At 71.4% G+C, this 26,790-nt stretch carries 22 protein-coding genes; 19 read left to right on the plus strand and 3 right to left on the minus strand.

Going from position 1 to position 26,790, the window contains the following annotated elements:
• Positions 1 to 50: 50 nt before the first annotated feature.
• The 9 genes from VZL07_RS30495 to VZL07_RS30535 all read left to right on the plus strand — a co-directional run bounded on the left by VZL07_RS30495 (position 51) and on the right by VZL07_RS30535 (position 6,143).
• Entirely contained in the window at positions 51 to 581 is a 531-nt protein-coding gene (locus tag VZL07_RS30495) for a hypothetical protein (protein WP_426751457.1), read from the plus strand.
• 171 nt (positions 582 to 752) lie between these two features.
• On the plus strand, positions 753 to 1,103 hold the full coding sequence (locus tag VZL07_RS30500; RefSeq protein ID WP_426751458.1) for a phasin family protein: 351 nt from the start codon (positions 753 to 755) through the stop codon (positions 1,101 to 1,103).
• A complete protein-coding gene (locus VZL07_RS30505; protein ID WP_426751459.1) occupies positions 1,100 to 1,840 on the plus strand; it encodes a lytic transglycosylase domain-containing protein in 741 nt (246 codons plus the stop codon). Before VZL07_RS30500 ends, VZL07_RS30505 begins: the two co-directional genes overlap by 4 nt.
• A gap of 128 nt (positions 1,841 to 1,968) precedes the next feature.
• Positions 1,969 to 2,667, plus strand: a complete 699-nt coding sequence (locus VZL07_RS30510; protein WP_426751460.1) for a hypothetical protein — start codon at positions 1,969 to 1,971, stop codon at positions 2,665 to 2,667.
• Positions 2,668 to 2,699: 32 nt separating this feature from the next.
• Positions 2,700 to 3,167, plus strand: coding sequence for a social motility and stimulation tgl protein (locus VZL07_RS30515; RefSeq protein WP_426751461.1), 468 nt, complete (start codon positions 2,700 to 2,702; stop codon positions 3,165 to 3,167).
• Positions 3,168 to 3,209: 42 nt separating this feature from the next.
• Complete coding sequence (tgl, locus tag VZL07_RS30520) at positions 3,210 to 3,971, plus strand: social motility TPR repeat lipoprotein Tgl (RefSeq protein ID WP_426751462.1); 762 nt, start codon at positions 3,210 to 3,212, stop codon at positions 3,969 to 3,971.
• 22 nt (positions 3,972 to 3,993) lie between these two features.
• Positions 3,994 to 4,380: a helix-turn-helix domain-containing protein gene (locus tag VZL07_RS30525; protein WP_426751463.1), complete on the plus strand. Its 387-nt coding sequence runs from the start codon at positions 3,994 to 3,996 to the stop codon at positions 4,378 to 4,380.
• A 12-nt stretch (positions 4,381 to 4,392) separates the two neighbouring features.
• Positions 4,393 to 5,127: a DNA repair protein RecO gene (gene recO, locus VZL07_RS30530; protein WP_426751464.1), complete on the plus strand. Its 735-nt coding sequence runs from the start codon at positions 4,393 to 4,395 to the stop codon at positions 5,125 to 5,127.
• A 23-nt stretch (positions 5,128 to 5,150) separates the two neighbouring features.
• Positions 5,151 to 6,143, plus strand: a complete 993-nt coding sequence (locus tag VZL07_RS30535) for a carbohydrate kinase family protein (RefSeq protein WP_426751465.1) — start codon at positions 5,151 to 5,153, stop codon at positions 6,141 to 6,143.
• A gap of 80 nt (positions 6,144 to 6,223) precedes the next feature.
• On the opposite strand, the gene VZL07_RS30540 is transcribed toward VZL07_RS30535, so the two are convergent.
• On the minus strand, positions 6,224 to 6,712 hold the full coding sequence (locus VZL07_RS30540; RefSeq protein WP_426751466.1) for a GyrI-like domain-containing protein: 489 nt from the start codon (positions 6,710 to 6,712) through the stop codon (positions 6,224 to 6,226).
• A 55-nt stretch (positions 6,713 to 6,767) separates the two neighbouring features.
• Between VZL07_RS30540 and VZL07_RS30545 the strand changes: the two genes are divergently transcribed.
• The 5 genes from VZL07_RS30545 (at position 6,768) to VZL07_RS30565 (ending at position 16,401) form a co-directional block, all read left to right on the plus strand.
• Positions 6,768 to 7,571 carry a MerR family transcriptional regulator gene (locus VZL07_RS30545; protein ID WP_426751467.1) on the plus strand — a complete coding sequence of 268 codons (804 nt, stop codon included), beginning with the start codon at positions 6,768 to 6,770 and terminating at the stop codon, positions 7,569 to 7,571.
• Between the two features lie 15 nt (positions 7,572 to 7,586).
• Positions 7,587 to 9,443 carry an OPT family oligopeptide transporter gene (locus tag VZL07_RS30550; protein ID WP_426751468.1) on the plus strand — a complete coding sequence of 619 codons (1,857 nt, stop codon included), beginning with the start codon at positions 7,587 to 7,589 and terminating at the stop codon, positions 9,441 to 9,443.
• A 15-nt stretch (positions 9,444 to 9,458) separates the two neighbouring features.
• Complete coding sequence (locus VZL07_RS30555) at positions 9,459 to 13,295, plus strand: protein kinase domain-containing protein (protein ID WP_426751469.1); 3,837 nt, start codon at positions 9,459 to 9,461, stop codon at positions 13,293 to 13,295.
• Positions 13,296 to 13,456: 161 nt separating this feature from the next.
• Positions 13,457 to 15,016 (plus strand): hypothetical protein, encoded by a 1,560-nt coding sequence (locus tag VZL07_RS30560; RefSeq protein WP_426751470.1) that lies wholly within the window; start codon positions 13,457 to 13,459, stop codon positions 15,014 to 15,016.
• Positions 15,017 to 15,021: 5 nt separating this feature from the next.
• Entirely contained in the window at positions 15,022 to 16,401 is a 1,380-nt protein-coding gene (locus VZL07_RS30565; RefSeq protein ID WP_426751471.1) for a serine/threonine-protein kinase, read from the plus strand.
• A 3-nt stretch (positions 16,402 to 16,404) separates the two neighbouring features.
• On the opposite strand, the gene VZL07_RS30570 is transcribed toward VZL07_RS30565, so the two are convergent.
• The gene (locus VZL07_RS30570) at positions 16,405 to 17,823 is read right to left on the minus strand and encodes a sigma 54-interacting transcriptional regulator (RefSeq protein ID WP_426751472.1); all 1,419 of its coding nucleotides are present in this window, start codon (positions 17,821 to 17,823) and stop codon (positions 16,405 to 16,407) included.
• A gap of 270 nt (positions 17,824 to 18,093) precedes the next feature.
• On the opposite strand from VZL07_RS30570, the gene VZL07_RS30575 reads away from it, so the two are divergent.
• Together VZL07_RS30575 and VZL07_RS30580 are read left to right on the plus strand one after the other, a co-directional pair.
• Positions 18,094 to 18,489 (plus strand): MmcQ/YjbR family DNA-binding protein, encoded by a 396-nt coding sequence (locus tag VZL07_RS30575; RefSeq protein WP_426751473.1) that lies wholly within the window; start codon positions 18,094 to 18,096, stop codon positions 18,487 to 18,489.
• 121 nt (positions 18,490 to 18,610) lie between these two features.
• Positions 18,611 to 19,810: a cyclic nucleotide-binding domain-containing protein gene (locus tag VZL07_RS30580; RefSeq protein ID WP_426751474.1), complete on the plus strand. Its 1,200-nt coding sequence runs from the start codon at positions 18,611 to 18,613 to the stop codon at positions 19,808 to 19,810.
• 45 nt (positions 19,811 to 19,855) lie between these two features.
• Here the strand turns inward: VZL07_RS30580 and VZL07_RS30585 are convergent, their stop codons facing one another.
• On the minus strand, positions 19,856 to 21,028 hold the full coding sequence (locus VZL07_RS30585) for a PAS domain-containing sensor histidine kinase (RefSeq protein ID WP_426751475.1): 1,173 nt from the start codon (positions 21,026 to 21,028) through the stop codon (positions 19,856 to 19,858).
• 211 nt (positions 21,029 to 21,239) lie between these two features.
• Here VZL07_RS30585 and VZL07_RS30590 point away from each other — a divergent pair, with 211 nt between their 5' ends.
• Genes VZL07_RS30590 through glyS form a run of 3 tightly spaced genes read left to right on the plus strand, consistent with a single transcriptional unit; the run spans position 21,240 to position 26,717 of the window.
• Positions 21,240 to 23,579, plus strand: coding sequence for a protein kinase domain-containing protein (locus VZL07_RS30590; RefSeq protein WP_426757408.1), 2,340 nt, complete (start codon positions 21,240 to 21,242; stop codon positions 23,577 to 23,579).
• A 47-nt stretch (positions 23,580 to 23,626) separates the two neighbouring features.
• Positions 23,627 to 24,619: a glycine--tRNA ligase subunit alpha gene (gene glyQ, locus VZL07_RS30595; RefSeq protein ID WP_426751476.1), complete on the plus strand. Its 993-nt coding sequence runs from the start codon at positions 23,627 to 23,629 to the stop codon at positions 24,617 to 24,619.
• Entirely contained in the window at positions 24,609 to 26,717 is a 2,109-nt protein-coding gene (gene glyS, locus VZL07_RS30600) for a glycine--tRNA ligase subunit beta (protein WP_426751477.1), read from the plus strand. Before glyQ ends, glyS begins: the two co-directional genes overlap by 11 nt.
• Positions 26,718 to 26,790 lie beyond the last annotated feature (73 nt).

Below are 26,790 nucleotides of genomic sequence, written 5' to 3' on the forward strand. Positions count from 1 at the left end.
TTGACGCACCTGGTTACCGCCCGGTGAAAGCCGGGATAGGGGAGGACGGTATGGCCACGACGAAGACCGAGACCGAGGCGACGCAGAACGAAGTTCAGAGCACCGAGGCCGCCGCGAAGAGCGGGTTGGCGCAGAACGTGGAGAGCTTCCTGAAGGCCCAGCTGGCCCAGGCGCAGAAGCGCATCGAGGAGCTGGAAGGGGAAGCGGGCAAGGTCGTGAAGACGCTTGAATCCCGCGGCCAGGAAGCTGCCAAGGAAGCCCAGGCCCTGTGGGCGAAGCTGCAGGCTGGCGAGCTGCTGTCCGACCCGCGCGTGCAGGAGCTGAGCAAGCGCGCCAACGCGGCCAGCACCGAGCTGAGCCGGCGGGTGGATGCGGCGGGCACCGAGCTGCGCAAGCGCTTTGATGGCATCCAGACGCGCGTTGTCGAGGCGGTGGGCGTGGCCAGCCAGGCCCAGCTCAAGGACCTCAACAAGGAGCTGGCGAAGCTGTCGCGCAAGGTGGACTCCCTGCTGAAGCCGGTGCGCCGGGTCAACGGCGCGAAGCCCGCGGCCAGCAGCCCCGCGTCCTCGCCTCGCGCCTGAAGTCCTGCTGAATCCCGACAGCGTGTGTTGCCTCTCTCCTTCCCGGAGTGAAGGGGGAAGGGGAGAGGTGCAACACCGTCGTTTCTTTCACAGCGGGGGTGTGCTTATTTCCGCCGTTCCTGACCGGTTCGGGCCTGGACGCTAAGCCCGCACACCTCCCGGAGAGACCCCATGGACAACAAGCCCGAGGCCCCCCGAGAGAAGAACCCCGTCGCGGAGACGTTCGAGCGTCTCTGGAGCCAGGCCCTGCTGGCGGTGAACACGGCCGAGGAGGAAGCCTCCCGGGCCGTTCAGCGCGTGGCGGCGGTGGCGGGTTGGAGCCAGGACGAGGTGCGGCGCCAGGCCCGTGAGTTCGGCGAGCGGCTGGCTGGCCACCGCAAGGACCTGGAGCACAACGTGGAGGAGCGTGTGCGCCTGGCCCTGTCGAAGATGAAGCTGCCGCGCCGTGAGGAGTTGTCGGCCTTCGATGCCCGGCTGTCCAAGCTGGCCGAGCGCATCCAGGAACTGGAGCAGCGGAAGTGAAGGTTCCCGCCCCCACGGGCGGGAGGTCCTTCGGTACGCGGCTCTTCGAACGTCTCCACGCCTTCAGCTCGGGTTGTTCCCGGCTCCCGCTCCTCGCGGGGGCCGCGCTCGTCGTGTCCGCGCGGCTCGTGCCGCTGCTGGAAGAGCGACCGGTGCAGCCCGTCGTTCCTGGCGTCGTGGCGGCGGAGGTCGTGTCTCCCGAGGCGTCGCTCATCGACGCCGTGCTGGCGCGGCGCGCCCCGGACCTGGGGCTCACGCTGCGCCGGCAGCTCATCCAGGCCATCGCGGAAGAGGCCGGACGGCTGGCGTATGACCCGCTGCTGATCCTGGCCATCATCGACGTGGAGTCTGATTTCACGGAAGACGCCGTGTCCGTGAAGGGCGCGCGGGGGCTGATGCAAATCAAGCCCAGCACGCTCCACTTCCTGGCGGAGAAGGAAGGCCTGCGCCTGTCCCGCGAGGAAGTGACGGCCGACCCCGCGCTCTGCGTGCGCCTGGGCATCCGGTACCTGCGCTCGCTGCAGGAGCGCTTCGGCGGGGACCTGGACCTGGCCTTGATGGCCTACAACGCCGGCCCCACCCGCATCCGCAACGCCATCAAGCAGGGCGACCTGGAGCGCTTCCGGCGCTACCCCCGCGCCGTGCGCAGGGACTTCCGGCGCTTCCGCGAAGGCCACGGCCTGGGCGGAGACTGGGCCCTGGCGCAGCGCGAGGTCCCTCCCGAGCCCATGCCCTGAGCGGGCAGGTGAATCTTGGAGCAGCTGAGCCGCTCCAACGGGGTGCACGCGCGCCTTGTTCCGTCCCGCAGGGTGCGCTAAGCGTTCCAAGTGCCCGGGACTGTTGAAGATTCCCAGGAGTGACCCGCATGAATAAGCCTTTGCTCTCCGGCGCCGTGGCCGCCGTCCTGGCCTTGTCGCCTTTCGGCGCGCACGCTGGCTCGGTGTTCCTCAACGGCGTCAAGATTGATGGCGTCACCAACCAGAAGTTCGAGAAGGCCACGGTCCGCATCGACGAGGCGGGCAACGTGCACATCGACGCACCGGGGTACGCGGCGCGGGTGACGACGGTGACGCCCCCGGGCCCATCCGCGCAGGCGCCCGCGGCCCAGGCTCCCGCGCCCGGCACGCCCGCTCCGGCCGCGCAGGCCCCCGCCGCCAAGGCGCCCGCCGCGCCGCCAAAGGCTGCCGCGGCCGCCACGCCCGGGCGCATCACCCAGCGTTACTGGCTGGTGACCGAGCAGACGGTGCCGGGGATGACGGGGTACGACATCGACGTGTTCATCAACTCCAAGTGGCTGCGAAAGCTGCGCGGCAACGAGGACCAGGTGGTGACGGACATCACCCGGAGCCTGCAGCCGGGGGCGAACACGGTGACGTTCATCGCCCGGAAGGGCGCCGCGGGCGAAGCGCGCAGCAGTTCGCCAGGCCACGTGTTTCGGGTCATCATTGGCGAGGGGAACGAGGGCGGCGGGAACGTGATGATCGACAATCCCCTCATCCGCTTCCAGAAGACGGCGGCGGACACGCAGGACGCCACGCAGGAGTTCACCCTCACCACGCGCTGACGGGTGCGGGACCTCGGGTAACGGAGACGACCGTGTTCAACCTCGACGAGCGCTACCGGGGGCTGCCCGCGACGCGGGAGCAGGTCCTGGCGCTGCATACCTCCCTCAACACGCCGCACGTGGCCATTCCGGGCAAGCAGGCCGGACCGGCGCAGGCCTTCGTCGTGGGCATCCGGGGAGGGCAGGGCGCCGCCGCCGTCTTCGTCTACCTCTACCTGTCGGAAGCCGCGGACTGCGCGGTGTACCTGTCGGGCCGGCGCAACATGTCGGCCGACGAGTACCGCGACGACGAGGGTGACGCGCTGGCCTTCGTGGAGTCGCTGGGCTTCATGATGGATGACGCCAACTGGCGCGCGCTGGACGCGGGGCAGCAGGACGAGCTGCTCAAGACGCTGCCGGTGTTCTTCAAGGACCCGAAGCTCGTTCCCGCCGTGGTCGCGCGCGCCGAGGAAAAGAAGAACGTGACCACCACCCTGGGCCGTTTCCTGGCCGCATTCTGACCGAGTCTGTCCCTCACCCCCCCCGCTCAAGAGCTGCTCGCCATGTCCCGCCTTTCCACCGCGTCCTGTTCGCTCGCGCTGCTGCTGGTGTCCGCTGGTTGCTCCCATACCCCCTCGGAGAAGGAGCGGCGGAGCGCGGAGATTCACTATGAGCTGGCCCTCCAGGCGCAGCAGGCCGGCGAGCTCCAGGACGCGCTGCGCGAGCTGCAGACGTCGCTGAAGAACGACCCGGACTACCCCGACGCCAACAACGCCATCGGCATCCTGCTCCACCTGGCGTTCCGCCGGCCGGACGAGGCCATCAAGCACTACGAGCGGGCGCTGAAGATTCGCCCCGACTTCTCCGAGGCCCGCACCAACCTGGCCAACGTGCACCTGGACCAGGGCCGCTACGACGAGGCCATCAAGCTCTACGAGGCGGTCCTCAATGACATGCTCTACCCCACGCCCTTCATCGCCCAGGGAAACCTGGGCTGGGCGCTCTACAAGAAGGGGGAGACGGAGCGCGGGGTGGAGAGCATCAAGGCCGCGGTGACGACCAACCCCAACTTCTGTTTGGGCTACAAGAACCTGGGCGTCATCTACGACGAGACGGGGCGCACCGCTGACGCGTGCCGCCAGTTCACGCTCTACCGCGAGAACTGCCCGGACGTGGCGGACGCGTACATGCGCGAGGGCGTCTGCCAGGCCAAGCAGGGACAGGTCGATGCGGCCAAGGCCGCGTTCGCCGCCTGCGAGAGCAAGGCGAAAGCTGGTGAACAGGTGCTGAAAGACGATTGCCGGAGGCTGCTGGAAAAGCTCTAGCGCGTTGGGTATCTGGGGACCCGTGGACCACGTCGAATTCGGCAAATACCTGAGCCAGCAGCGAGAGCTGCGGGGACTGTCGCGCGATGACGTTGCTCGGGAGACGAAGATTCCTCCCACGCTCATCGCCGCGCTCGAGGCCGGTCAGGTAGAGCGGCTTCCCTCGCGCATCTTCGTGGTGAACTACATCCGCGCGTACGCGCAGGTCATTGGCATGTCTCCGGACGATGCGGTGCTGCGCTACGAAGAGGTGGACAAGTCGGTGCCGGCGCCGTCGCCCGCGCAACTCGAGAAGGAGCGGCGCAAGCGGGCGTACGCCGGGCTGTCGGTGCTGGTGGCGGCGCTCCTCCTGGGCGTGTACCTGTTCCTCGTGCTGAGCGGAAAGATTCCCAGCCCGCGCCTGCGTTGAAACAACACCTCCATGGAGCGATACGACGACGACGCGCTCGTGCTGTCCTCGGTGGACTATGGCGAGTCCGACCGGCTCGTCACGCTGCTGACGCGTGAGCACGGCAAGCTGACCGCCTTCGCCGCGGGCGCCCGCAAGAGCAAGCGGCGCTTCGCCGGCGCGCTGGAGCCCTTCATGCGGCTCCGGGTGCACATCGTGGAGACGCGCGGCAGCACCGTGCGGCTGGACGGCGCGGACATCGTCGCGGGCTTCTACGCCGCGCGAGAAGACCTGTCGCTCATTGCCCGGGCGCTGTACGCGGTGGAGTTGTGCCGCGAGCTGACCCGGGACCATGAGCCGCAGCCGGAGCTGTTCGTCCTGCTCGAGTCGTACCTGACGCGGCTGGACGCGAAGGAGGCAGGGCCCACGTCGCTGCTGGCCTTCGAGCTGTCCGCGCTGGCGCACGCGGGCCTGATGCCGCGCTTCGATTCGTGCTCGCTGTGTGGGGGGCTGCCGGGCGAGCGCCCGCGCTTCGACCAGGCACACGGCGGCGCGGTGTGCGAGCCGTGTGGCGCCCGCGCGCGCGAATCCGTGGCGGTGCCGGCGAACCTGCTGGCGGGCCTGCGCGCGCTCCAGGAGGGCGCGCGGACGCCGCTGCCTCCGGATTTGCGTGCCCGGGCGCGCGGGCTGCTCAACGTCTTCATCGCGCACCACCTGGGCCGCCGGCTCAAGAGCGTGGACTTCATGGCCCAGGTGGGCCTGGACTGACGAAGGTCGGGAGCGAGGGGCTCATGCCGCCGCTGGACGTCGTGTGCTTTGGGGAGACGTTGGTGGACTTCCTTCCGGCGGCTCCGGGACAGCGGGTCCGCGAGGTGAGCGCATGGCATCCGTGCTCGGGCGGCTCGCCGGCGAACGTCGCCGTGGGGCTGGCGCGACTGGGGCTGCGGCCCGCGATGCTGGGCGTGGTGGGCGCCGACGAGTTCGGCCACTTCCTGCGGGAGCGGCTGGCGGCGGAGGGCGTGGACGTGAGCCACCTGCGCCAGACGCCGGAGGCCCGCACCGGGCTGGTGTTCATCTCGCTCGATGCCAGGGGCGAGCGCTCCTTCACCTTCTTTCGCACGCGCTCGGCGGAGTTCCTGCTGGGCCACGCGGACGTGGACGAGGCCTTCGTGCAGGACGCGAAAGCGGTGCACTGCGGCTCCAACTCGCTCCAGTGGCCCGAGGCGCGTGACGCAGCGGTGCGGATTCTGGGCCTCGCGCGAGACGCTGGGCGCATCGTGTGCTGCGACCCCAACCTGCGTCTGCACGCCTGGGAAGACACGTCCGAGTTGAAAGGGCTGCTCGCGCGGATGCTGCCGCTGTGCACGGTGGTGAAGCTCTCCGAGGAGGAGATTGGCTTTGTCACCGGCACGGAGGTCCCCGAAGAGGCGCTGGCGCGGCTGGCCGGCATGGGCGTGGCGCTTCCCGTGGTGACGCTGGGCGACCGCGGCGCCGTGTTGTTGTGGAAGGGCGAGCGGCTCCACGTGCCCGCGCCACCGGTGCAAGCGGTGGACACCACGGGCGCGGGGGATGGTTTCGTCGCGGGGCTGCTGCATGGCCTGGTGCGCTGGTACGGCAGCGCCGACGCGCTCCGTGGCGCCTCGGGTGACGAGCTGACGGTGCTGGCGCAGTTCGCCTGCGAGGTTGGCGCACGGGTGGTGGAGCGGCTCGGCGCGGTGGAGGGGCTGCCGCGAGCGGAGGCGCTCGTCCAGGTGATGCCCGTCCGTTCGCCTGCTTCTCGCTAGGTGCCTGACCGGCGCGCCGCGCCTACTCGCACCGGCACGGCGGGTGGCCGCATTCCGGGCGCACCGCGTTCCTTCGCTGCTCAGGGGGCCAGCGGCGTGAGCAGGTCGTAGTCGAAGCGCTCGTAGGGCGGCGTCACGCGCTGCCTGCGCTGGTCATACCGTTCCAGGACGAAGGCCTCCGGGTCGGAACGACGGCCCTGACTGGAGAGCCACTGTGACAACGCGATGTAGGCGGCATCGATGGCCTCTGCCGTTCCCTGCACGGGCGTCAGCGCATAGTCCCGTGGGGGAAGGGACAGGGACTGCAAGCCCTCCGGGACGGACCGGACGTCAGCGACCTCGGTGGTGACCCAGTACTGGTAGACGGGGTCGGCGTTCTCCTGGGCGTGGTCGCTTCCCGGCACGCAGCCGTAGAACACGTCGCGGTCCACGACGTGGGTCATGTCATCCAGGCGTTGCACCAGCTCGAGCCAGGCCAGGGGGACCCGGTGGCTCAGCTCGCTTCGCCGGCCCACGACCTTGAGACCCACCAGTTGGATTGCACCTCGGGAGACGATGGAGACGTTCATGGTGTCCGAACCCTCCACCTTGAAGCAGGTTCAACCTCAAGGTGAAAGTGGTCGCATGCTGACGATTTCGCAGTTCGCGGACCGGTGTGGTCTGTCCCCCAGCGCGTTGCGCTTCTACGAGCGCCGCGGGCTCCTCGTGCCGTCCGCGCGGCGGGAGAACGGCTACCGCGCCTACGCACCGGGACAGGTGGCGGAGGCCCGGTTCATCAGCAGCCTGCGGGCCGCGGGCATCTCCCTCTCCGCCATCCGCGAGTTCCTCCGCCAGGATTCGCGTGCGCGCGAGCAGTTGCTCACGGTCTGGCGGCAGGACCTGTCCGCGCGCCTGCTCTCCCTCCAGCTCGCGGACCAGTACCTGCGGGGCCTGGAGGCGTCCTCGGGGCCCCGGGTGCACCTGGAGCACTGGAACGAACCGTCCGTGCTCGTGTGGTCCCCCGTGTCCGCGCCGCCGGTGCCCCTGGCATTTCGCGCGGCGGTTCCCATGCGGAAGAAGGAACTGGAGCGGCGGGGCATCCCCGTCCTCACCAGCGGCTATGTCCGCACGCTCGACATCCAGGACGGGCAGCTGCGCGGGGAGGTGGGCTTCCGCATCAAGCCACGACGCCGGCTGCCTCCCGGCACCCGGCGTCAGGACGTACCCCCAACACTCTTCGCGACGTTGGAGTGCGCGGTACGTGATGAACCGGCCGCACACCGCGTCTTCCGCTTCCTGGCCGAACTGGGCTTTCGCCCCGATGGCTTGCACCTGGAGCGATACCTGCCCGGCGTCTCGGACCGGTACCTGCTCATGCTCAGCGTCCAGCGATTGCGGCCCGAGGCGACAAGCGAGGCAGGGGGCTCGTCCCCCGGGGCCCTGGGGTGAAAGGATGGGCCGGCCATGTCCCAGCCCGTTCCCCACGTCGAGTCCCAGGAAGTGGCGCCATCCCCGGCACCGCTGACGGTGCTGCGGATTCCGGGAGACACGCCCGAGGCCCTGGACAGCTTCTGGCTGCGCGAGGTCTTCCAGGGAGACCGGGTGCCGCAGCTCACCCTGCGGGCCGTGCTGCTCGGCAGCGGCATTGGCATCGTCACCTGCGCGACCAACCTCTACGCGGGCCTGAAGATGGCGGTGGCCTTTCCCGTGGCCATCACCGCCGCGCTGCTCGCGCACACCGCACATGGGGCGCTGCGGCGCGTGGCCCCCGGCATGGCGGGCACGCCGTTGTCCCCGCTGGAGGCGTGCTCCGCGCAGGCCGTGGCTTCGTCCGCGGGCTACGCGACGGGGGGCGCGCTGGTGTCGGTGCAGGGCGCCTGGCTGCTCACGACGGGCAGCCATCCTCCGGCGTGGGCATTGCTGGCGTGGACCTTCCTCCTGTCCGCCCTGGGCGTGCTCTTCGCCGTGCCCCTCAAGCGCAAGCTCGTGGACCACGAGCAGCTCCCCTTCGCCACGGGCACCGCCGCCGCGGCCACGATTCGCGCCCTGCACACCCCCGGCGAGGCATCCCGTCCCCGGCTGTCGATGCTGGGCGTGGGCGGCGCCTTCGCGGCGCTCGTCACGCTGGTGCGGGACGGCCTCGGCCGCGTGCCCTACGTGTTCCCGTTTCCCGGCGCGCTGGGGGGCGTGCCGCTGGAACGCCTGGGCTTCGGCTTCGAGACCAGCCTGCTTCCCCTGGGCGCCGGCGCGCTGCTGGGGCTTCGTCTCACGGCGTCCTGGTTCCTGGGGGCGCTGCTCATCCACGGCGTCGTGGCGCCTCGCGTTTTCGGCTCGGGGCTGTTGCCTCCGGATGGGGACTTCCTGGCGTGGAGCCTCTGGCCGGGCACCGCGGCCCTCACCACCGCGTCGCTCTTGCACTTCGCCCTGGAGGGCCGCGTGCTGGGCCGCGCCGTGAAAGGGCTGTTCCACCGGCGCATGACGCCCGTGCATGCGGTGGACGCGCTCCAGGTTCCCGGGCGCTGGTTGTTCGCGGGGCTCGTCGTGCTGACGCCAGCCACGCTCGCCGTGGCGAAGGTGGGCTTCGGCGTGCCGCTTCCGCACGGCGCGCTCGCGGTGGCGCTGGCGTTCGTGCTGTGCCTCATCGCCTGTCGCGTCACGGGAGAGACGGACGTGACGCCCGTGGGCCCGCTGGGGCAGGTGACGCAGATGACCTACGGCGTGCTGCTGCCGCGCAACGTGGAGGCGAACCTCGCCACCGCCGGCATCACCGTCAACGCGGCCTCCTCGGCCGCGGACCTCCTCAGCGACGCGAAGACGGGCCATCTGCTGGGGGCCCATCCCCGGCGCATCTTCCTGGCGCAGTTGCTGGGGTGTGTCGTGGGCGCCGCCGCCGTGGTGCCCCTGTTCTTCCTGTTGGTCCCCGACCGCGCCGCGCTGGGCGGCGAGCGCTTCCCCGCGCCGGCGGCGACCGTGACGGCCAGCGTCGCGCAGGTGCTGTCGTCCGGCCTTGCCGGGCTGGAGTCCGGTACCCGCGCGGCGCTCGGATGGGCCGCGCTCATCGCCGCTGGGCTCACACTGGCCGAGCGGTTGCTGCCGGCCCGGATGCGACCCTGGGTGCCATCGCCGCTGGGCATGGGGCTGGCGTGCCTGCTGCCCGCGTCCACCGCGCTGGGGTTCTTCCTGGGGGGACTTGCCGCGGCGGTGGCGCGCAAGGTGCGTCCCGCCTCGCAGGATGGAGGAATGGTGACGCTGGCCGCCGGCCTCATCGCGGGTGAAGGGTTGATGGGAGTTGTCATCGTCCTGGGCCAGGCGCTCTGGTAACGTCCGCTTCGCCCCATGCGCTGTCCGGTCTGCCACCGCCGTCTCGCCACCGGCGCGGGGTGTCCCGTGCATGGCCAGTGCGCTTCGCCGCCTGGCCCTGACACCGAGCCCCTTCCGCTTCCCGACGTAGAGGGCCTGAGCCCCGGAGCGCTGCTCGGCACGGGGGGCTTCTCCCACGTCTTCAGCGCTTACCGTGAAGAGGACGGCCGCGAGGTCGCGCTCAAGCTCGGGCGCGCGGCGCACCAGGAGCGCTTTGCCCGCGAGGCGGCCGCGCTCCGTCGCATCGGCGCGCCGACGACGCCCGAGTTGTTCCAGTCCGGTGTCGTCGGAGGCCGTCCTTTCCTCGTCATGGAGCGGCTGCATGGTCAGACGCTCGCCGCGTGGATGGCCGCGTTGCCTGGCGCGGGCGCCGCATCCGTGCCGCGCGTGCGCGAGCTGCTCCGCGGGCTCTGCTCCGCGCTGGAGCGCGTCCATGCCGCGGGCGTGGCCCACCGTGACGTCAAGCCAGAGAACGTCTTCCTGCGCGAGGGGGGCGCGCTCAGCCTGCTGGACCTGGGACTGGCGCGCTTCGTGGGCACGCCCGAGGAAGGTGAGGGTGGGGAGGCTGTACCGGAGGGGCTGACGCTCGTGGGGCAGCGCTTGGGTACGCCCTATTACATGGCCCCCGAGCAGTGCCTGGATGCGCGCGAGGCCGGCGTGCCCGCCGACATCTACGCGCTGGGCATCCTCCTCTTCGAGCTGCTCACGGGGGCGCCGCCCTTCACCGGTGGCGCGGAGGAGATTCGCCACGGCCACGTCAGCCTCCGGCCGCCCGGCGTGTCGGAGCGCGCCTCCGTGCCCACCGCGCTCGACGAGGTGCTGCGGCGGTGTCTGGCCAAGGCGCCCGCCGAGCGCTTCTCGCGCGCCGCGGACGTGCTCGCCGCGTTCGATGCCGCGTGCAGCCAAGCGCTGACCGGCGCCTCCGCGCCGACTGAAGGTGAGGGCACCACTGCTCCCATGCCCTCCGCGCCCGGGGGCGGGGCGCGCTGGGTGGCGTTGCTCGGCGTCCGCGCGGAGGTGTCCGTGGATGCGCTCCGCGCGGTCATCGAGCCGCACGGTGGCGCGCTCGCGCGCGTGCGGGCCCGGGGCTATGTCGTGGCCTTCCCGGAGTCTCTCTCCGCCGAGGCCAATCTGCGCGCGGGCGCGCTCGTCGCTCGGAAGTTGGTGGAGGAAGGGACGGCAGCCACCGTGCTGCACCTCGCGCAGCTCCACGTGCGCCCCGGTGCCACCACCACGCGCGTCGCGGGGCCCGCCCTGGAGGACGTCGGCGACTGGTGGCCGGAGGACCTGGCGCCAAGCGAGGCCCGCGTTACCGCCAGCGCGGCGGCCCGGCTGGGGCCGGGGGCGACCGAGTCCACGTCCGACGGCGCCCGGCTGCGCCTGCACGACGGCGGTGCGTCCACGTCGTCCGCGGACGCGCCACCCCTTTCGGGGCGGGAATCCCTCCTGGCGGAGCTGGAGGCGGAGGCCTCGCGCTGCATCGTGGATGGCGTGCCGGGCCTCTGTGTCCTCACCGGCGAGGTGGGCCATGGGGCGTCTCGCGTCCTGGAGGCGCTGGCCACGCGCCTGGAGGCCTCGGGCTCGTGCCGGGTGGTGCGATTGCGAGCTCCGTCTCCCGACGCGGCGTCCGCGGTGTCGCTGCTGGAGTCCCTGCGGGTCGCGGCCGAGTCGTCCCCCGTCGCTCGCACCTCGGGCCTCCCGGTCGCGGACGAGCGCCACGTCGTCGCGCGCGGGCTCGCCGAGGGGTTGTGGCGGCGGGCCCACGAGGCGCCTCGCGTGCTGTTGGTGGATGATGGCCACCTGGCGGACCCCACCAGCCTGGACGCGCTGGAGGTCGCCACCCTGGCCGGGGCCCGCGCACCCCTCTGGGTCTGCGTCGCGGCGCGGCCCGCGCTGCTGGGCCTGCGTCCTCACCTGGGCGAGCGCAGCGCGCGCGTGACGAGGCTCACGCTGCCTCCGCTGTCGCCCGAGGCCAGCCGCTCGCTGCTGCTGCACCTGCTGCGCCCCGCCGAGCACGTGCCCGAGCCCGTGCTGGCGCGGCTGGAGCAGCTCGCGCAGGGCGTTCCGCTGTCGCTGGTGGAGCTGGCCGGCGCGCTGCGGGCCGCGGGTGCCCTGCGGGCCTCGCCCGGCGGTGGCTGGTACATCGCTCCGGACGCGCTGCTGGACGTCTCCGTGACGCCCCTCTTCGAGCGCCTCGCGGCCCGGGCGCTGGCGGGACTGCCCGCGGCGCATCGCGTGCTCGCGCGACTGTGCGCGGTGCTGGGCTCGGAGGTGGAGGTGGCCGGTGTCGACGCCGCCCTCCGCCACCTGGAGCCGAGCGAGGACACGGCCCGGGTGACGTCGCTCGACGCGGGGACGGGGCTTCAGCGGCTGGCGCGCTCGGGGCTGCTGCGGCCCATGTCGCCGGGGCGATTCGCCTTCCGACATCCGCTGCTGCGCGAGGCGCTGGAGGCGCTCCTTCCCGCCTCGGCGCGCCGGGCCCTTCACGCCGCCGCGCTGCGCGCTACGCCTCGCGACGGCAAGGTCGAACGCCGCCGCTGGGCCCACCACGCCGCGGCCTGTGGCGCCCACGCGGAAGCCACCGCCGCGTTTCTCGCGCTCGCGGAGGCGGCCCGGCGCGCGCACCTCTCCGTCGAAGCGGAGCAGCACTACACGCGCGCGCTCGCGCTGTTGCCGGAGGGCGACGTGGAGCGCCGGGCCCTGGCGTTGTCGGGGCGCGGACGGGTCCGGCACCGGCTCCAGCGCTTTCGTGAGGGCCTGGCGGACCTGGGCGCGGCGCGGGCCCTGGCCGAGGCGCGGGGCGATGAAGCGCTCCAGGTGGAGCTCCTGCTGGAGGAAGCCACCGCCCGCGATTGGATGGAGGACATCGAAGGTTCCTCCTCGTGCGCGCGTGAGGCGCTGGAGCGCATCGAGCGGCTGGATGACCCGCGGCTGTCGCTGCGCTGCTCGCTGGCCCGAGGCCGGTTGCACGTCCGTCTGGGCGAGTGGAGCGCCGCCGTGCGGATCCTCTCGGGAGTCGTGGAGGGCGCGGAGCGGGCGCATGACCACGAGACGCTCGTGGTGGCCCTGGCGCTGCTCGGCTCCGCGCTGACATTCCTGGACCGCACGGGCGAGGCCGCCAGCCGCTTCGACGAGGCGCTGCTGCGCTGCGAACAGGCCGGGGACGCCCTGCATCAGGCCGCCACCCTCATCAATCGCGTGCTGCTGTGGCTGCGCCTGGGCGACGTGTCCCGGATGGAAGAGGACCTGCGCCGCGCCATGGCGCTGGGGCGCGAGCTGGGCCACGCCCAGGTGGAGCGCTGGTCCACGTTCAACCTCGCCGAGGTCCTCTACATGCAAGGCCGCCTGGAGGAGGCCCTGCCGCTGGCCCGGCGTGCCCACGAACTGGGCGTGCGCTTCTTCCGGGAGCACCCCGTGCCGGTGGACGCGCTGCTCCTGGCGCGCATCGGCGCGGCGAAGGGGGATCTGGGCGAGGCCACCCGGCAACTGCGGTGGATCGATGCCCACTGTCCCCCGGAGTCGCTGCCACCCACCGCCGTCATGCGCCGGCTGGTGGAGCTCCAGGTCCGGGACGCGGCGCCGGGCGCGTCGCCGACGGACGCCTGGCGGGCGCTGGCGGACGACGCGGACACGCTGGCCTCGGCGGATGAGAAGGCGGAAATCCTCCTCCAGGCGGCCCGGGGCGCGCTCCAGGCCGGCCGTGCCGACGAAGCCCGCACCTGGCTGGCACGCGCCGAGCGCGCGATCGAGGACGGGGCGCCCCTGTGGCGGACCCGGCTGGATTCGCTGCGCGAGGCCCTGGCAGGCCTGTAGCGTGGAATGTCACGGTCTCGCGGAGATGTGACGTGAAGCGCTACACGAACGCAGGCGGGAACTCTGCTCTGATAAAGAGGCCTCCCACCTCCCAGGCTGGCTCGGCACATGCTTGCTGGGACGTCGTCCCCCTTACTTCCGTCGTCGCTGGAGGAAGTCTCATGGTCCTTCGTTCGCCTCGCTTGCTGGCGGTTCCCACGCTCCTGCTGTTCGCCTTGTCGGGCTGTGGAACCGGGCCTCTGGAAGAGGAGGGGGCCACGACGGGGACGCAGACGTCGGAGATTCGCATCGCCAACGCGCTCACCACGCAGGCGCTGGTCCTCAACGCCATCTCCACCAACAGCCAGTCGAACGCGCTCCTGGGCACGACGGCACTCGAGCAGTTGTTCCACCCGACGCTGGGCGATGCCAACACGCGCCGGCGCCTGCATGATCCGAACGCGCAGAAGTTCATGGAGTACCTGGTGGGTTGTGCGCTGTCGGCCGGCCAGTCCGTGGCCTACTACGATCCGCGGATGCCCAGCCCCGGCGTGAGACACTGGGAGGGGCAGGCGGGCCTCTGTCCGGCGTGGGCCACGTCCGCGCCGACCGACGACTGCCTGGAGCGCGTGTCCGCCTGCATCCTGGCCCGCAACAACGCGCAGGGGCGGCGCGTGGAGCTCTCCATTCGCGGCGAGCACCGCTTCAGCTCGTCGGGCCCCAACATCTACGCGCTGGAGTCGAGGACACTGCCCGCCGAGCACCGGCCCATCACCGGGGAGCGGCTCGCCAGCTTCGACGCCTGTGGCCTGGGCGAGTCGGGGCCGGAGCGTGACTGCGGGTGGACGGCGGATGGCATCGGGAGCTGCACGCCGTTGTCGACCGTCTCCGTGGGAGCGGGCGGGCCGATGTCCTGCGGGGGCCCGTCGTTGCCGCTGGGCTCCAGCGTGAATGGCCCCGCGGTGCTCCGCGTGTGCGAGGGCATCGCGGGTTGCGACCACCTCGACGTGCGCAACCTGGGCGAGGCCACGGGAAGCTGCGCGGGGACGTCGCCCACGCCGGTGGTCACCTTCACCTGCCCGGCGGGCGGCTACTACAGCGTGATGACCGCGCCGGCCTCCAGCACGACCTCGAACATGGTGGCGACCGTGGACGCGCGGCCCGACAGCGTCACGACCTACGGGCTGTCCGAGCAGCAGGTGTATCGGGTTCGCGAGGGCGCGTTCTACGGCAACATCTTCCTGCCGGACCAGCTGGCCACGGAGGTCGAGGTCAAGGAGGTCTTCGACGGGAAGGAGACCCGCTTCGTGGTGGTGGGGACCGACGTCGTCATTCGCGGCTCCATCTATCGAAAGATGTTCTCCTGCCATGACCCGGCCTGGTCGAGCGGCGCCGCCTATGCGTCGAATCGCGTCTGCGCGATTCCCTCGTTGAGCGCCAACTGCGCCGCGAGGGCGACGGGCGCCTGCTTCACCTCGCTGAGTCCTCCGGTGGCCGGCAAGTGCGCCATCCAGGACGGTGGCCTCACGCCGGGGGATGGTGACTACGAGCTGTGCCGTGACCACGAGAACCGGCTGTGGCCACAGTCGGTGACCACCTACCTGCATGCGCCTTGCGACACGGTGACGCAGGGGCTGCGCGCCCAGGCTTGTGGCCGGGTCGAGCAGTCATTCGAGCCGGTGCCGCCGAAGGAGCTGCCCTGGTTCCCGCCCGGGAAGAAGGATGCCCTCCAGCTTCCTTAGCGCGCATGGCCTCGGGTGACGAAGAAGCCCTCTATGGCGAGGAGCTGGGCGTTGGCGCCCTGGTGGCGGACTGGCTGGTGGAGCACGTCCAGTATCGGGGGCCTGTCTCCACGCTCTACCGTGCGCGGCATGCCCGCACGGGCGCTCCGGCGGCGTTGAAGGTGCTGCTGCCGCAGCCTTCGGACGTCGCGCTGCGCCGCTTCCGCCGGGAGGCGGCGACGCTCCAGCGGTTGAGCCATCCGAACATCGTCGTCGTCCTCGGCTATGGCACGCTGCCGGATGGACGGCCCTTCATCGCCATGGAGTGGCTGGAGGGGCGCGACCTGGCCGCGGAGCTGGAGGTGCGCGGTCCCCTGTCACCAGCCGAGGCGCTGGAGGTGCTGGAACAGGTGGGCGGCGCGCTGCGCGCCGCGCATGCGGCCGGGGTCGTGCACCGCGACTTGAAGGCCCAGAACGTGGTGCGCCTGTCCCACGAAGGCGAGGCGCCGCGGGTGAAGCTGGTGGACTTCGGCGTGGCCAAGGGGCTCACGCCGGATGCGCCCGGTGCCTCCACCCTCACGTTGACGGGTGTCTCGCTGGGCACGCCGCTGTCCATGGCGCCCGAGCAGATTCGCGGCGAGCCGCCCGACGCGCGCACCGACCTGTACGCGATGGGGGTGCTGCTGTTCCACCTGGTCACCGGCCAGCCGCCATTCCGGGGCGCCACGCGGCACGAGGTGGAGGACCTGCACCTGAACGCGCCGCCGCCGAGGCCCAGCGAGCACGCCCCCGTTCCGGCGGCGCTGGACTCGGTGGTCCTGCGCAGCATGGGCAAGCGCCGCGAGGACCGCTACCCGGATGTGGACGCGCTGCTCGAGGCGCTGCGGCGAGCGGTGACAGGCGGCGCGACGTCGGAGCGGTCCGTGCTCGCCATGGCGCTCTACGCGGAGGCCCGCCTCCATGGTGCGCTGGAGGCTTCCTCCCTGGAGCGGCTCGATGCGCTGCTAGAGCACGTGGGCGGCACCGCGCGCGCAGCGGGGCTGGACGTGCGACTGGAGGGGAGCGGGTGCCTGCTAGCGGTCGCGCCGTTGCCGCACGACGCGGAAGCGCAGCGCGCCACGCGCGCCCGCATCCTGCACGCGGCGCTGGAGCTGGTGGAGCACGTCGAGTCGGGCGAGGCGATGCGGCCGGTGGACCTGGCCATCACCGTGCACGTCGCGCCGCTCCCGGCCGAAGAGGGCGGCGGCGCGGATGGCCTGTTGCATCTGCCAGGCTGGGTCGCGGAGCCGCCGGGGACGGGGCTGGTGGCGACGGCGGCCGCGCTCGAGGGACTGGAGACGGCCATCGATGCGGCGCCCGTGTCCGGCGCGCGGCTGGGCTGCTGGCGGGTCCGCCGCGCCCGCTGAGGCTCACGGTTTGATGCCGTGGCGGCGCAGCAGGCGGTAGAGGTGGACGCGGTCCATGCCGGCCGTGACGGCGGCCTGCGCCACCTTGCCCTGGTGCTTCTCCAGCAGCGCGCGCAGGTAGCGACGCTCGAAGTCATCCACGACGTGGCGCCGCTGATCCGCGTAGGGCTGCGTGGGGTCCACCTCGGGCGGGCCCACGCGACGCGCCTCTTCCTCGGAGAGCTCCACGGCCTCCTCGAAGACGAGGCAGCGTTCCAGGTAGTTCCGCAGCTCGCGCACGTTGCCAGGCCAGGCTGCGTGCCGCAGCCGCGCGAGGAAGTCCGGTGTCCGCAGCGCGGCCGTCCGCTCCGGGTCCGCGCCGAGCGAGTCGAGGATGCCCTCCACCAGCATGGGCAGGTCCTCCGGGCGCTGCCGCAGCGGGGGAAGCAGCAGGCGCAGCACCGCGAGCCGGAAGAAGAGGTCCGAGCGGAAGCGCCCCGCGTTGACCTCCGCGCGGAGGTCGCGGTGGGTGGCGGCCATGAGGCGCACATCCACCGGCTGATACGTGTTGCTGCCCACCCGGCGAATCTCGCGGTTCTCCAGCACGCGCAGCAGCTTGGGCTGCAGCTCCGCGGGCAGCTCGCCAATCTCGTCCAGGAAGACGGTGCCGCCGTCGGCCTCCTCGAAGACGCCCGCGCGCCGCTGCACGGCGCCGGTGAACGCGCCCTTCTCGTGCCCGAACAGCTCGCTCTCCAGCAGGTGGGCGGGGATGGCGCCGCAGTCCACGATGAGGAAGGGCGCGTCGCGGCGGGGGCTGGCCTGGTGGATGGCCAGCGCGGCCTGGCTCTTCCCGGTGCCCGTCTCGCCTTCGAGCAGCACCGTCACGTCGCGCCCTGCGGCGCGCTCCATCATCGCGAAGCAGCCGCGCATGGCGACCGAGGCGCCCACCAGCGTGCCGAAGCGCGAGTTCTCCGACAGCGGCAGGCGGTTGTTCTCCGCGCTGAAGTCGAAGCGCAGCACCACGCGGCCCAGCCGGAGCAGGCTGCCGCTGCGCAGCACGCCCTCCACCACCTGGACGCCGTCGACGATGACGCCGTTGAGGCTGTCCAGGTCCTTGACCTGGGGGCCCCGGGGGCCGATGCGCACCTCGCAGTGGAACCGGGACACCGTGGAGTCCTCCACGGTGAAGTCGTTCAGCGGGTGTGACCCCACCGAGCACGTGTCGCCCGTGGACTCCCAGGTGGTGCCCATGCCAGGGCCCTCTGCCACCGTGAGGCGGAACCGTCGCACCGTGGAGGCGTCGTAGGCCCTGCGGCCGTGCTCGTAGGGCAAGGTGACGTGCAGCGGTGCGTCACCGTCACCTGCGACTTCCGTCGTCCACTGCGACTCGCCTTTGGTGTCCGGCGACGAAGGTGTGGCCCGAGCCCGATCCGGTGCAGACATGGAAGTCAAGATATCATGGGGGCAGACACACGAATCGTTCTCTCCCGATGGCGATGTACGAAGTCCCGTCAGCGGGGGCTGCCCGTTCTGGAAGCGAGCCCGCTTCGGGTGGAAGTCACAGGGAGTGCGGGAATTCCCCTAGTCGAAGTGGCGTGGAGCGTCAGGCCCGAGACGGCATCTCGCCTGTTATCACCGGCCCAGGCGCCGTCCGGATTGTTCCACCGGCGGCGGCTGGACGTGATTGCCTGGAGTCCGGGAGAGGAGCCCACCATGGCGACACGAGGCAAGGTTCGCGCGGGGCGCGGCGGCACGGGAGCGGCCCTGACATTCGACGCGGTGCGGGAGCTGGCGCTGTCCCTCCCGGGGATGGAGGAGGGGACGTCGTTCGGGACGCCTGCCTTCCGGGTGCGCAAGAAGCTCATCGCGCGCTTTCATGAGGACGGGGAGTCGCTCGTCGTGAAGTTGGAGCCGGGCATGCGCGAGGTCCTCATGCAGGCCGAGCCGGAGAGCTGCTTCATCACCGACCACTACGCGGGCTACCCCGAGTACATGCTCGTGCGGGTCGCCCGGGCGCGCCCGCCGTTGGTCCGCCAACTCCTGGAGGACGCGTGGCGGCGGAGCGCCTCCAAGCGCCAGCTCGCCGAGCGGGAGCAGGGCGGGGGCTGAGCGCCGCGGCCGTCTGCCGCGTGCTTGCGTTTGGCAGGTTCGGCGTTCAATGCGAGTCTCCCGCAAGGAGGGGCAGGCCAGGAAGGAGCTGACCGGTCCCACCGGAACGGGGGAGCCAACAATGTCAGAGTCGGCAGGTGGCCAGGGCGACGCAGGCGGGCGGTTTCGCATGCCTGGCGAAGGGGCCTTGCGCGCGGTCCAGTCGCTGGTGGCGCTGGAGGACACGGACCGGGCGGCACAGCTCTATGAGGAGCTGGGGGACGCGCAGCGCGAGCGCATCCGCCGGGAAGCCGCGCGGGTGCCGGCGAAGGAGCGCCGGGGCCTCGTCGAGGTGTTGCGGCGGGCGCGTGACTTCCTGGGCGCCGCGCGGCTGATGGACGGCCACGGTGAGGACGCCACCGCCGCCGACCTCTACTTCCAGAGTGGGAAGTACATGGCGGCCGCGGAGAGCTACCTCCGCGCCGGTGAGGCCGAGCGCGCCGCCGCCGCCTTCGAGCGAGGGGGAGCGCTGGAGCGCGCCCTGTCGCTCTATCGCGAGCTGGGCGCTCGCGAGGCCATGGCGCAGTGCCTGGTCCGGTTGGACCGGCCTTTCGAGGCGGCGGCGCTCTACCAGGAGATGGGACAGGTCCACGCGGAGGTGGAGGCGCTCGGCGGCGTCCGGCCGGACGACCCGCGCTACGTGGAAGCGGTGCTGCGCTGCTGTGAGCTGCTGGATGCCGAGGGCTTCACCCACCGGGCGCTCGCGGTGCTGGCGGACGCGGTGAGCAGCTCGGACGTGGCGCGTGGGCATCCCGACCTGGTGACGGAGAAGGCGCGGCTGCTGCGCCGCATGGGCATGGAGGCGGAAGCGGAGGCCATGCTCATCCGCCGCTCGGCAGCGGCCTCGGCGCCGTCCGCCAACGGCTACCGCTTCCTCAAGGCCATCCCCATCTTCGGGGAGCTCTCCCTGGAGGACATGAAGGACCTCTACCGGCTGGCGCGTCAGGTCATCATCGCGCCGGGCGCGGTGCTGCTGGAGAAGGGCGCTCCCGGCGCGGGGCTCTTCGTCCTGATGGACGGCTCGGTGGACGTCTTCAGCGGGCCGGAGGATGACGCCCGGCATCTCAACACGCTGGGCCCAGGGGCGTACCTGGGGGAAATCTCCCTGGTCCAGGACGGGCCCGTCTCCGCCCACGTGCGCGCGCGGACCTCCGTGCGCGCGCTGCGCATCAGCCGCGCGGACTTCGAACGATACGTGGACACGCACGAGGCGGCGGCGCTGCGAATCTACCGCCTCTTCACCCAGAACCTCGCCGGCCGCGTCCGCGCCCTGAGCGCCTGAGCCCCGCGGCCCGTCCATGCCGCCGGCCCAGGCTCCATGCCTGGGCTACGCGGGGGCGAGCGGGAGGCGGACGCTGAAGGTGCTCCCCTGGCCCGGCGCGCTGTCCACGCGGATATCCCCGCCGTGGGCCGTGACGACCTGGTGGGTGATGTAGAGGCCCAGCCCCAGCCCGCCGTAGTTGCGCCCGGAGACCGCGCGCATGAAGCGGTCGAAGATGTGGGGCAGGGCCTCTGTCGCGATGCCGATGCCCTGGTCGCGGACGGTCAGCAGCGCCATGCCGTCCTCCGCGCGGAGGCTGACGTGAATGGGCTTTCCCGCGCCGTACTTGAGCGCATTGGAGAGCAGGTTGGTCATCACCTGCTCCATGCGGCGCGCGTCCCATTCCCCCCGGACGGACGTCGCGGCCTCCAGCGTCACGTTGCTGCCGACCTGGGTGGCTTGCGGCAGGTAGCGCGCGATGACCTCCCGGAGCAAGGGTGCGAGGTCAGCGGGCGTTCGCTCCAGTTGCATCTGCCCCACGCTGATGCGCGACACATCGAGCAGGTCATCGACGAGCTCCACCAGCTTGCGCACCTGCCGGACCGCGACGTCGAGGTCGCGGCCCACGCGCTCGCTCGACAAGGTGCCGTTCGGCGCGTTGTCGACGGCGCGGCGTATGGCCGTCAGCTTCAGCTGCAGCGGGGTCAGGGGCGTGCGCAGCTCATGGGAGGCCACGGACAGGAAGTCGTCCCGGATGCGCAGGGCCTCGCGCAGGCGTTCCATCTCCCTTCGTTCCTGGGCCTGGTACCGGGCGGTGAAATCGCGGGTGACCTTGCCGAAGCCACGAAGCTGCCCCGTCTCGTCGAAGAGGGCGGTGATGACGACGTTGGCCCAGAAGTGGCTGCCGTCCTTGCGCACCCGCCAGCCGTCCTCCTCGAAGCGTCCCTCCCGCATGGCCACGTCGAGCCCGCGCTGGGGCTTGTTCGCCGCGACCGCTTCCGGTGGATAGAAGCGGCTGAAGTGCTGGCCGAGGATTTCGTCCGCGCGGTAGCCCTTGATGCGCTCGGCGCCCGGGTTCCAGCTGGCAACGTGGCCGCTCACGTCGAGCGTCAGGATGGCATGGTCGGTGACGCTCTCGATCAACAGCCTGAGCTGATCCGCGGTGTCCTGCTTGGAATCGCCTTGCTCGGCGTATGCGATGCTCCTGGCACTCCCAGGGCAACCGTTGGTGTCTGGCATGGAGCTCCTGCTTCGACGTGCTCGATATGAAAACACGGGCCCGGATGCCATGGGGAAACACGTGGGGGACCCTTCGGACATCGGACACTCCGGCCGGTGGACGGGCCGGCTGTCAGCCGGAGGCGCCGCTGTGGCCTGGGCGGACCCGGGACACCACGGCTCGAGTCGAAGGTCGACGTGGACCCAGGCGGGCGATAACATGCCGCGCTGCATGACCATGCAGGGTGGCGCTGGAGATGATCCCGATCGGGGGCGGCGCATCGGAAAGTACGAAATCCTCACACGCCTCTCCATGGGAGGCATGGCGGAGCTGTTCCTGGCGTACACGTCGGGGCCTGGAGGGTTTCGCAAGTTCGTCGCGGTGAAGCAGATTCTCCCGGACATCAAGAAGGACGAGCAGTTCGTCCAGATGTTCCTGGATGAGGCGCGCATCACCGCGGCCTTCTCGCACGCGAACATCGGGCAGGTGTTCGACCTGGGCGAGGAGGGCGGGGAGCTGTACCTCGCCATGGAGTTCCTGCCCGGGCAGAACCTGGAGCAGGTGGTGAAGGCCGCCGCGCGCCAGGGCTACCCGCTGCCGATGGGCTTCGTCGGGCGGGTGATCCGGGATACCTGCCTGGGCCTGCACTATGCGCACCACTTCACGGACCCGTCGGGCCGGCCCGCGGTGGTGGTGCACCGCGACGTGTCGCCGAAGAACGTGATGCTGACGTACGACGGCGTCGTCAAGGTGATCGACTTCGGCATCGCCAAGGCGCGCGGGCGGCTGGGCCGCACGCAGGTGGGCACGGTGAAGGGAACCAGCGGCTACATGTCCCCCGAGCAGGTGCGGGGCGTGGCCACCCTGGACGGCCGCAGCGACCTGTTCTCCGTGGGCGTCATGCTGCACGAGCTGCTGTGCGGGCAGCGCCTGTTCACCGGGCCGCACGAGGCGGCGGTGATGCTCCAGATCGTGGAGGCCGACATTCCGGCTCCGCGCAGCATCAACCCGGATGTGCCAGAGGCGCTCGAAGCGGTGGTGATGCGGGCGCTGGCCCGGGACGTGTCACAGCGGTTCACCAACTGCCGGGAGATGGCGCGTGCCATCGAGGCGGCGCTGGGCTCGGAGCTGTTCGACGAGGACGGCGTCACCGCCGTCATGGGCGACCTCTTCGCGGACAAGCGCCAGAAGACGCGCACGTTGCTGGAGCTGGCCAGCCGGGCCGAGGATGCCCGCGTCAGCGAGGCCGCTGGCGCCCTTCAACAGGACGATGGCTCCGATACCGCACCGACGTCCCAGATGCCTGCGCCTCGCGCCCGCCCCGCGTCGCCGGGAGCTGGCCGCTCCGGAGGTGCGAGCGCAAGCGCGCCGAGGGCCGCCCCCACCCGACGACCCGGGGACGCCCCGTCGCCGCGGGGGCAGGGCAGCGCGGGGGGAGGCAGCGCGCCCAAGCCCGCGCCCCAACGCCGCACGGCCGATGCCGCCGCCCCGGCGCCGCGCTCCCCGCGCGGTGGGCACGAGGGGGCCGCTGCGTCACGGACCCCACGGCCGCGGACAGGGCCCCGGCACGAGTCTCGCGCGGAGCCCGAGCTGTTCGACGAGCCCAGCGACCTGCGGACCCAGCGGCTCCCGTCGCGACCGCCACGACCCGGCGCGGAAGGGGCTCGCACCACGGTTCGACCGGCCCGCGCCGGGGCGCCGCTCCCCACGGATACGCCGGTGGAAACGCCCGCCGTCCGCCCGCCGTCACGGTGGGCCGGGCGCCTGTTCCTGCTGGCCGTGCTGGGGGGCCTGGGGTGGGCGGCGACGCTGCCCGCCGTGCGTGCGCAACTGCAGCCCGGGTACGAAGCCGCCAAGACCTGGGTGAAGGCGGAGCTGGACCCTCCGCCCGAGGCAGACCCCGCGAACGCGCCGTGGCCGCCGCAACAGGCAGGGCCTCCGCCGGGGTTCCCGCGCCCTGCGGCGCAGCCGGAGCCGAAGCCCTCGGATCCGGTCGCGGAAGCTCCGGCCGAGGCGCCCAACGCCGAGGCTGCCAAGGAGCCCGCGGGCGACAAGGCCAGGCCGTCCTCGAAGCCCGCCCCCACGCGCAAGGGCAAGGACGCCACTTCACCCGCCCGGTTGGCGTCCGCCTCCAAGGCCGTGCCTGAAGCCGTCAGCGCCAAGGCGTCTTCCACAGGGGCTGGCGGTGAGTCGGGCAAGGCGTCAGGCCCGGCGTCGACGCCCCCTGTCGCGGCCACCCGTCCCGAGGACGAGCCCGTCACCACCGTGACCCAGGACCCGGAGGGAATGGCGGAGGTGCTGGACACGAGCACGCCGAAGGGGGCCGCGAAGGCGGGCCTGGGGTGGGTGACGCTCTATACGGTGCCGCGGGCGGCCGTGTTCGATGGGGCCACCCAGCTGGGCACCACGCCCCTGAAGAAGTTCCCGCTGCCCGTGGGGGTCTACCGGTTCCGCGTCGTGGACCCGACGAACGCGGAGCCGGAGAGCCGCCTGCTGTCGGCGCCCATCAAGCCGGGCGAGGAGACGAAAATCCAGATTCGGCTGGCGGATCTCCCACTTTACAAGGACTGAGCGCCGTCCTTGACGCTCCGGACCCCCGTCACTAGGGTCCGCGCGCTATGTATTTTCAGGACCTTATCTTCACGCTCCAGAAGCACTGGGCCGATCAGGGCTGCATCAACACGCAGCCCTACGATGTCGAGGTCGGCGCGGGCACGATGGCCCCGTACACCTTCCTGCGTGCCCTGGGCCCGGAGCCCTGGAACGTGGCGTACGTGCAGCCCTCGCGGCGCCCCGCGGACGGCCGGTTCGGAGAGAATCCCAACCGCCTGTTCCAGCACCACCAGTTCCAGGTCATCCTCAAGCCGGCGCCGAAGAACGTCCAGGAGCTGTACCTGGAGTCGCTGCGCAAGATTGGCATCGACCCGCTCGAGCACGACATCCGCTTCGTCGAGGACGACTGGGAGTCGCCCACGCTCGGCGCCTGGGGCCTGGGCTGGGAGGTCTGGTGCGACGGGATGGAGGTGACGCAGTTCACCTACTTCCAGCAGTGCGGCGGCTTCGACTGCAAGCCCGTCTCCGCGGAGCTCACCTACGGGCTCGAGCGCATCTGCATGTACCTGCAGAACGTGGAGAACGTCTTCGACATCGAGTGGGTCAAGGGCGTGAAGTACCGCGAGGTGTTCCACCCGAACGAGGTGGAGATGAGCAAGTACGCGCTCCAGGAGTCGGACGCGCAGATGCTCTTCGCGCTCTTCGACGCGTACGAGAAGGAGTGCAAGCGGCTCATCGAGCGTCAGCTGCCGCTGCCCGCGTATGACTTCGCGCTGAAGTGCTCGCACACCTTCAACCTGCTGGACGCGCGCGGCGCCATCTCCGTCACCGAGCGCGCCAACTTCATCAAGCGCGTGCGCGACAACGCCAGGCTGTGCGCGGAGGGCTACCTCCAGATGCGCGAGCGGCTGGGCTACCCGCTCTTGAAGTCACCGTGGACGGTGGGCGAGCAGCCCCCGGTGCTGGAGGGCAAGCCGGCCAGCGACTACTGGAAGCACGTGCAGCTCAACAAGCCCGTGGAGAAGAAGCAGAAGGCGGAGGTGGCCCATGGCGCGTGACCTGCTCCTGGAAGTGGGCGCCGAGGAGATTCCGGCGTCGTTCATCGGCCCCGCGCTGGATGACCTCGAGCGCATCCTCACCGAGCGCATGGCCGAGGCCCGCCTCAAGCACGGCGAGGTCCGCACCTTCGGGACGCCCCGGCGCCTGGCCGTGTGGGTGAAGGACGTGGCGGACGCGGGCGAGGACATCGTGAAGGAGGTGCTGGGCCCCAGCGCCAAGGCCGCCTTCGACGCACAGGGCAAGCCCACCAAGGCGGCGGAGAAGTTCGCCGAGGGCCTCAAGCTCACGGTGGAGCAGCTCGGGCGCGCCACCACGCCCAAGGGTGAGTACCTGTCCGCGCGCGTGGAGGAGAAGGGCCGCCCGGCTGCGGACATCCTCAAGGACGCGCTGCACACGGCGGTGCACGCCATCAACTTCCGCAAGTCCATGCGCTGGGGCGACGTGGACACGTCCTTCGCGCGGCCGGTGCAGTGGCTGGTGGCGCTGCTGGGCGGCGATGTGCTGCCCGTGGTGTTCGGTGACGTGTCGAGCGGCCGCGCCACGCGGGGGCACCGCTTCCTGGCGCCCGGTGCCATCGAGCTGAAGGCTCCGGCGGACTACGAGGCGGTGCTGGAGAAGGCGCACGTGGTGGCGGACATCGCGAAGCGCCGCGCGCAGCTGGTGGAGAAGGTGAAGGCGGCGGCGAGCAAGGCCGGCGCCCAGCTGCTGGAGGACGAGGCGCTGGTGGACCAGGTCACCAACCTGGTCGAGCTGCCGAGCCCGGTGGTGGGGACGTTCGAGGAGCGCCACCTCGACCTGCCTCCCGAGGTGCTGGTGCAGGAGATGAAGAGCCACCAGCGCTACTTTTCGCTGGTGGACGGCGCGGGCAAGCTGCTGCCCAAGTTCATCGCCGTGTCCAACACGCCGGTGCGTGACGAGCAGCTCAGCCTGCGCGGCTACCAGCGCGTGCTGCGCGCGCGGCTCGCGGACGGCCGGTTCTTCTTCGACGAGGACCGCAAGACGCCGCTCATCGACCGCGTGGAGAAGCTGGGCCGCGTGGTGTGGCAGGGGCAGCTGGGCAGCTACCAGGAGAAGGTGGAGCGCTTCCGCTCGCTGGCGCTGTGGCTGGCGGCGCAGTCCGGCAAGGCAGGGGAGGCGGCCACCATCGAGCGCGGGGCCACGCTGGCCAAGGCGGACCTCGTCACCGGCATGGTGGGCGAGTTCCCCGAGCTCCAGGGCATCATGGGCCGCGAGTACGCCCGCGCGGGCGGCGAGCCGGAAGCGGTGGCCCTGGCCATCGCCGAGCACTACCTGCCGCGCGGCGCCGAGGACGCGCTGCCCACGCAGGACGCGGGCGCGCTCATCGGTATCGCGGACCGGCTGGACTCGCTGTGCGGCATCTTCGCCATCGGCAAGGCGCCCACCGGCGCGGCGGACCCGTTCGCCCTGCGGCGCGCGTGCATCGCCATCATCCGGCTGGTGCTGGGCCGTGGCTATCGCTTCAGCCTGACGGCCGCCGTGGACGAGGCGCTGCGGCTGCTGGCGCCGAAGCTTGCCAACGTCAAGCGCAAGGCCGGGGACGCCGCCCCGCGCGAGCAGGTGCTGGAGTTCTTCCGCGGCCGCCTCAAGGCGCTGTGGGGCGAGCAGCACCGCACGGACGTGGTGGAGGCCGTGCTCTCCGCCGGCTTCGACGACCTGGTGGCCGCCCAGAAGCGCCTGGAGGCGCTGAGCCTCATCGTGGGGCGGGCGGACTTCCAGCCGCTGGCGGTGGCCTTCAAGCGCGTGGTCAACATCGTGGAGAAGCAGGGGCGCGACGTCCAGGGCGGGGAGACCAACCCCCAGAAGCTGGTGGACGAGCCCGAGCGGAACCTCCACGCCGCCTTCACCCAGGCCCGGAACTCCGTGTCCGGACTGGTGCGCGCGGATGACTTCGCCGGTGCCCTGCGGGAAATCACCAGCCTGAAGCCTGTCGTGGACACCTTCTTCGACAAGGTGATGGTGATGGCCGAGGACAAGGCTCTCAGGGAAAACCGCATCCGGCTGCTCGTGGAGATTGGCGCCCTGTTCAACCAGGTGGCCGACTTCTCGAAGATTCAAGCCGAGACGGCCGCGGCCTGACGGGTGGCCTGCCTGCCCTCCGGGGAATGAAGCACCCCGGGGGGCACGCAGGCGTCGGGCGCCGGGCGCACGG

Source organism: Pseudomyxococcus flavus (assembly GCF_050038885.1).
In the GTDB taxonomy this organism is placed as follows: domain Bacteria; phylum Myxococcota; class Myxococcia; order Myxococcales; family Myxococcaceae; genus Myxococcus; species Myxococcus flavus.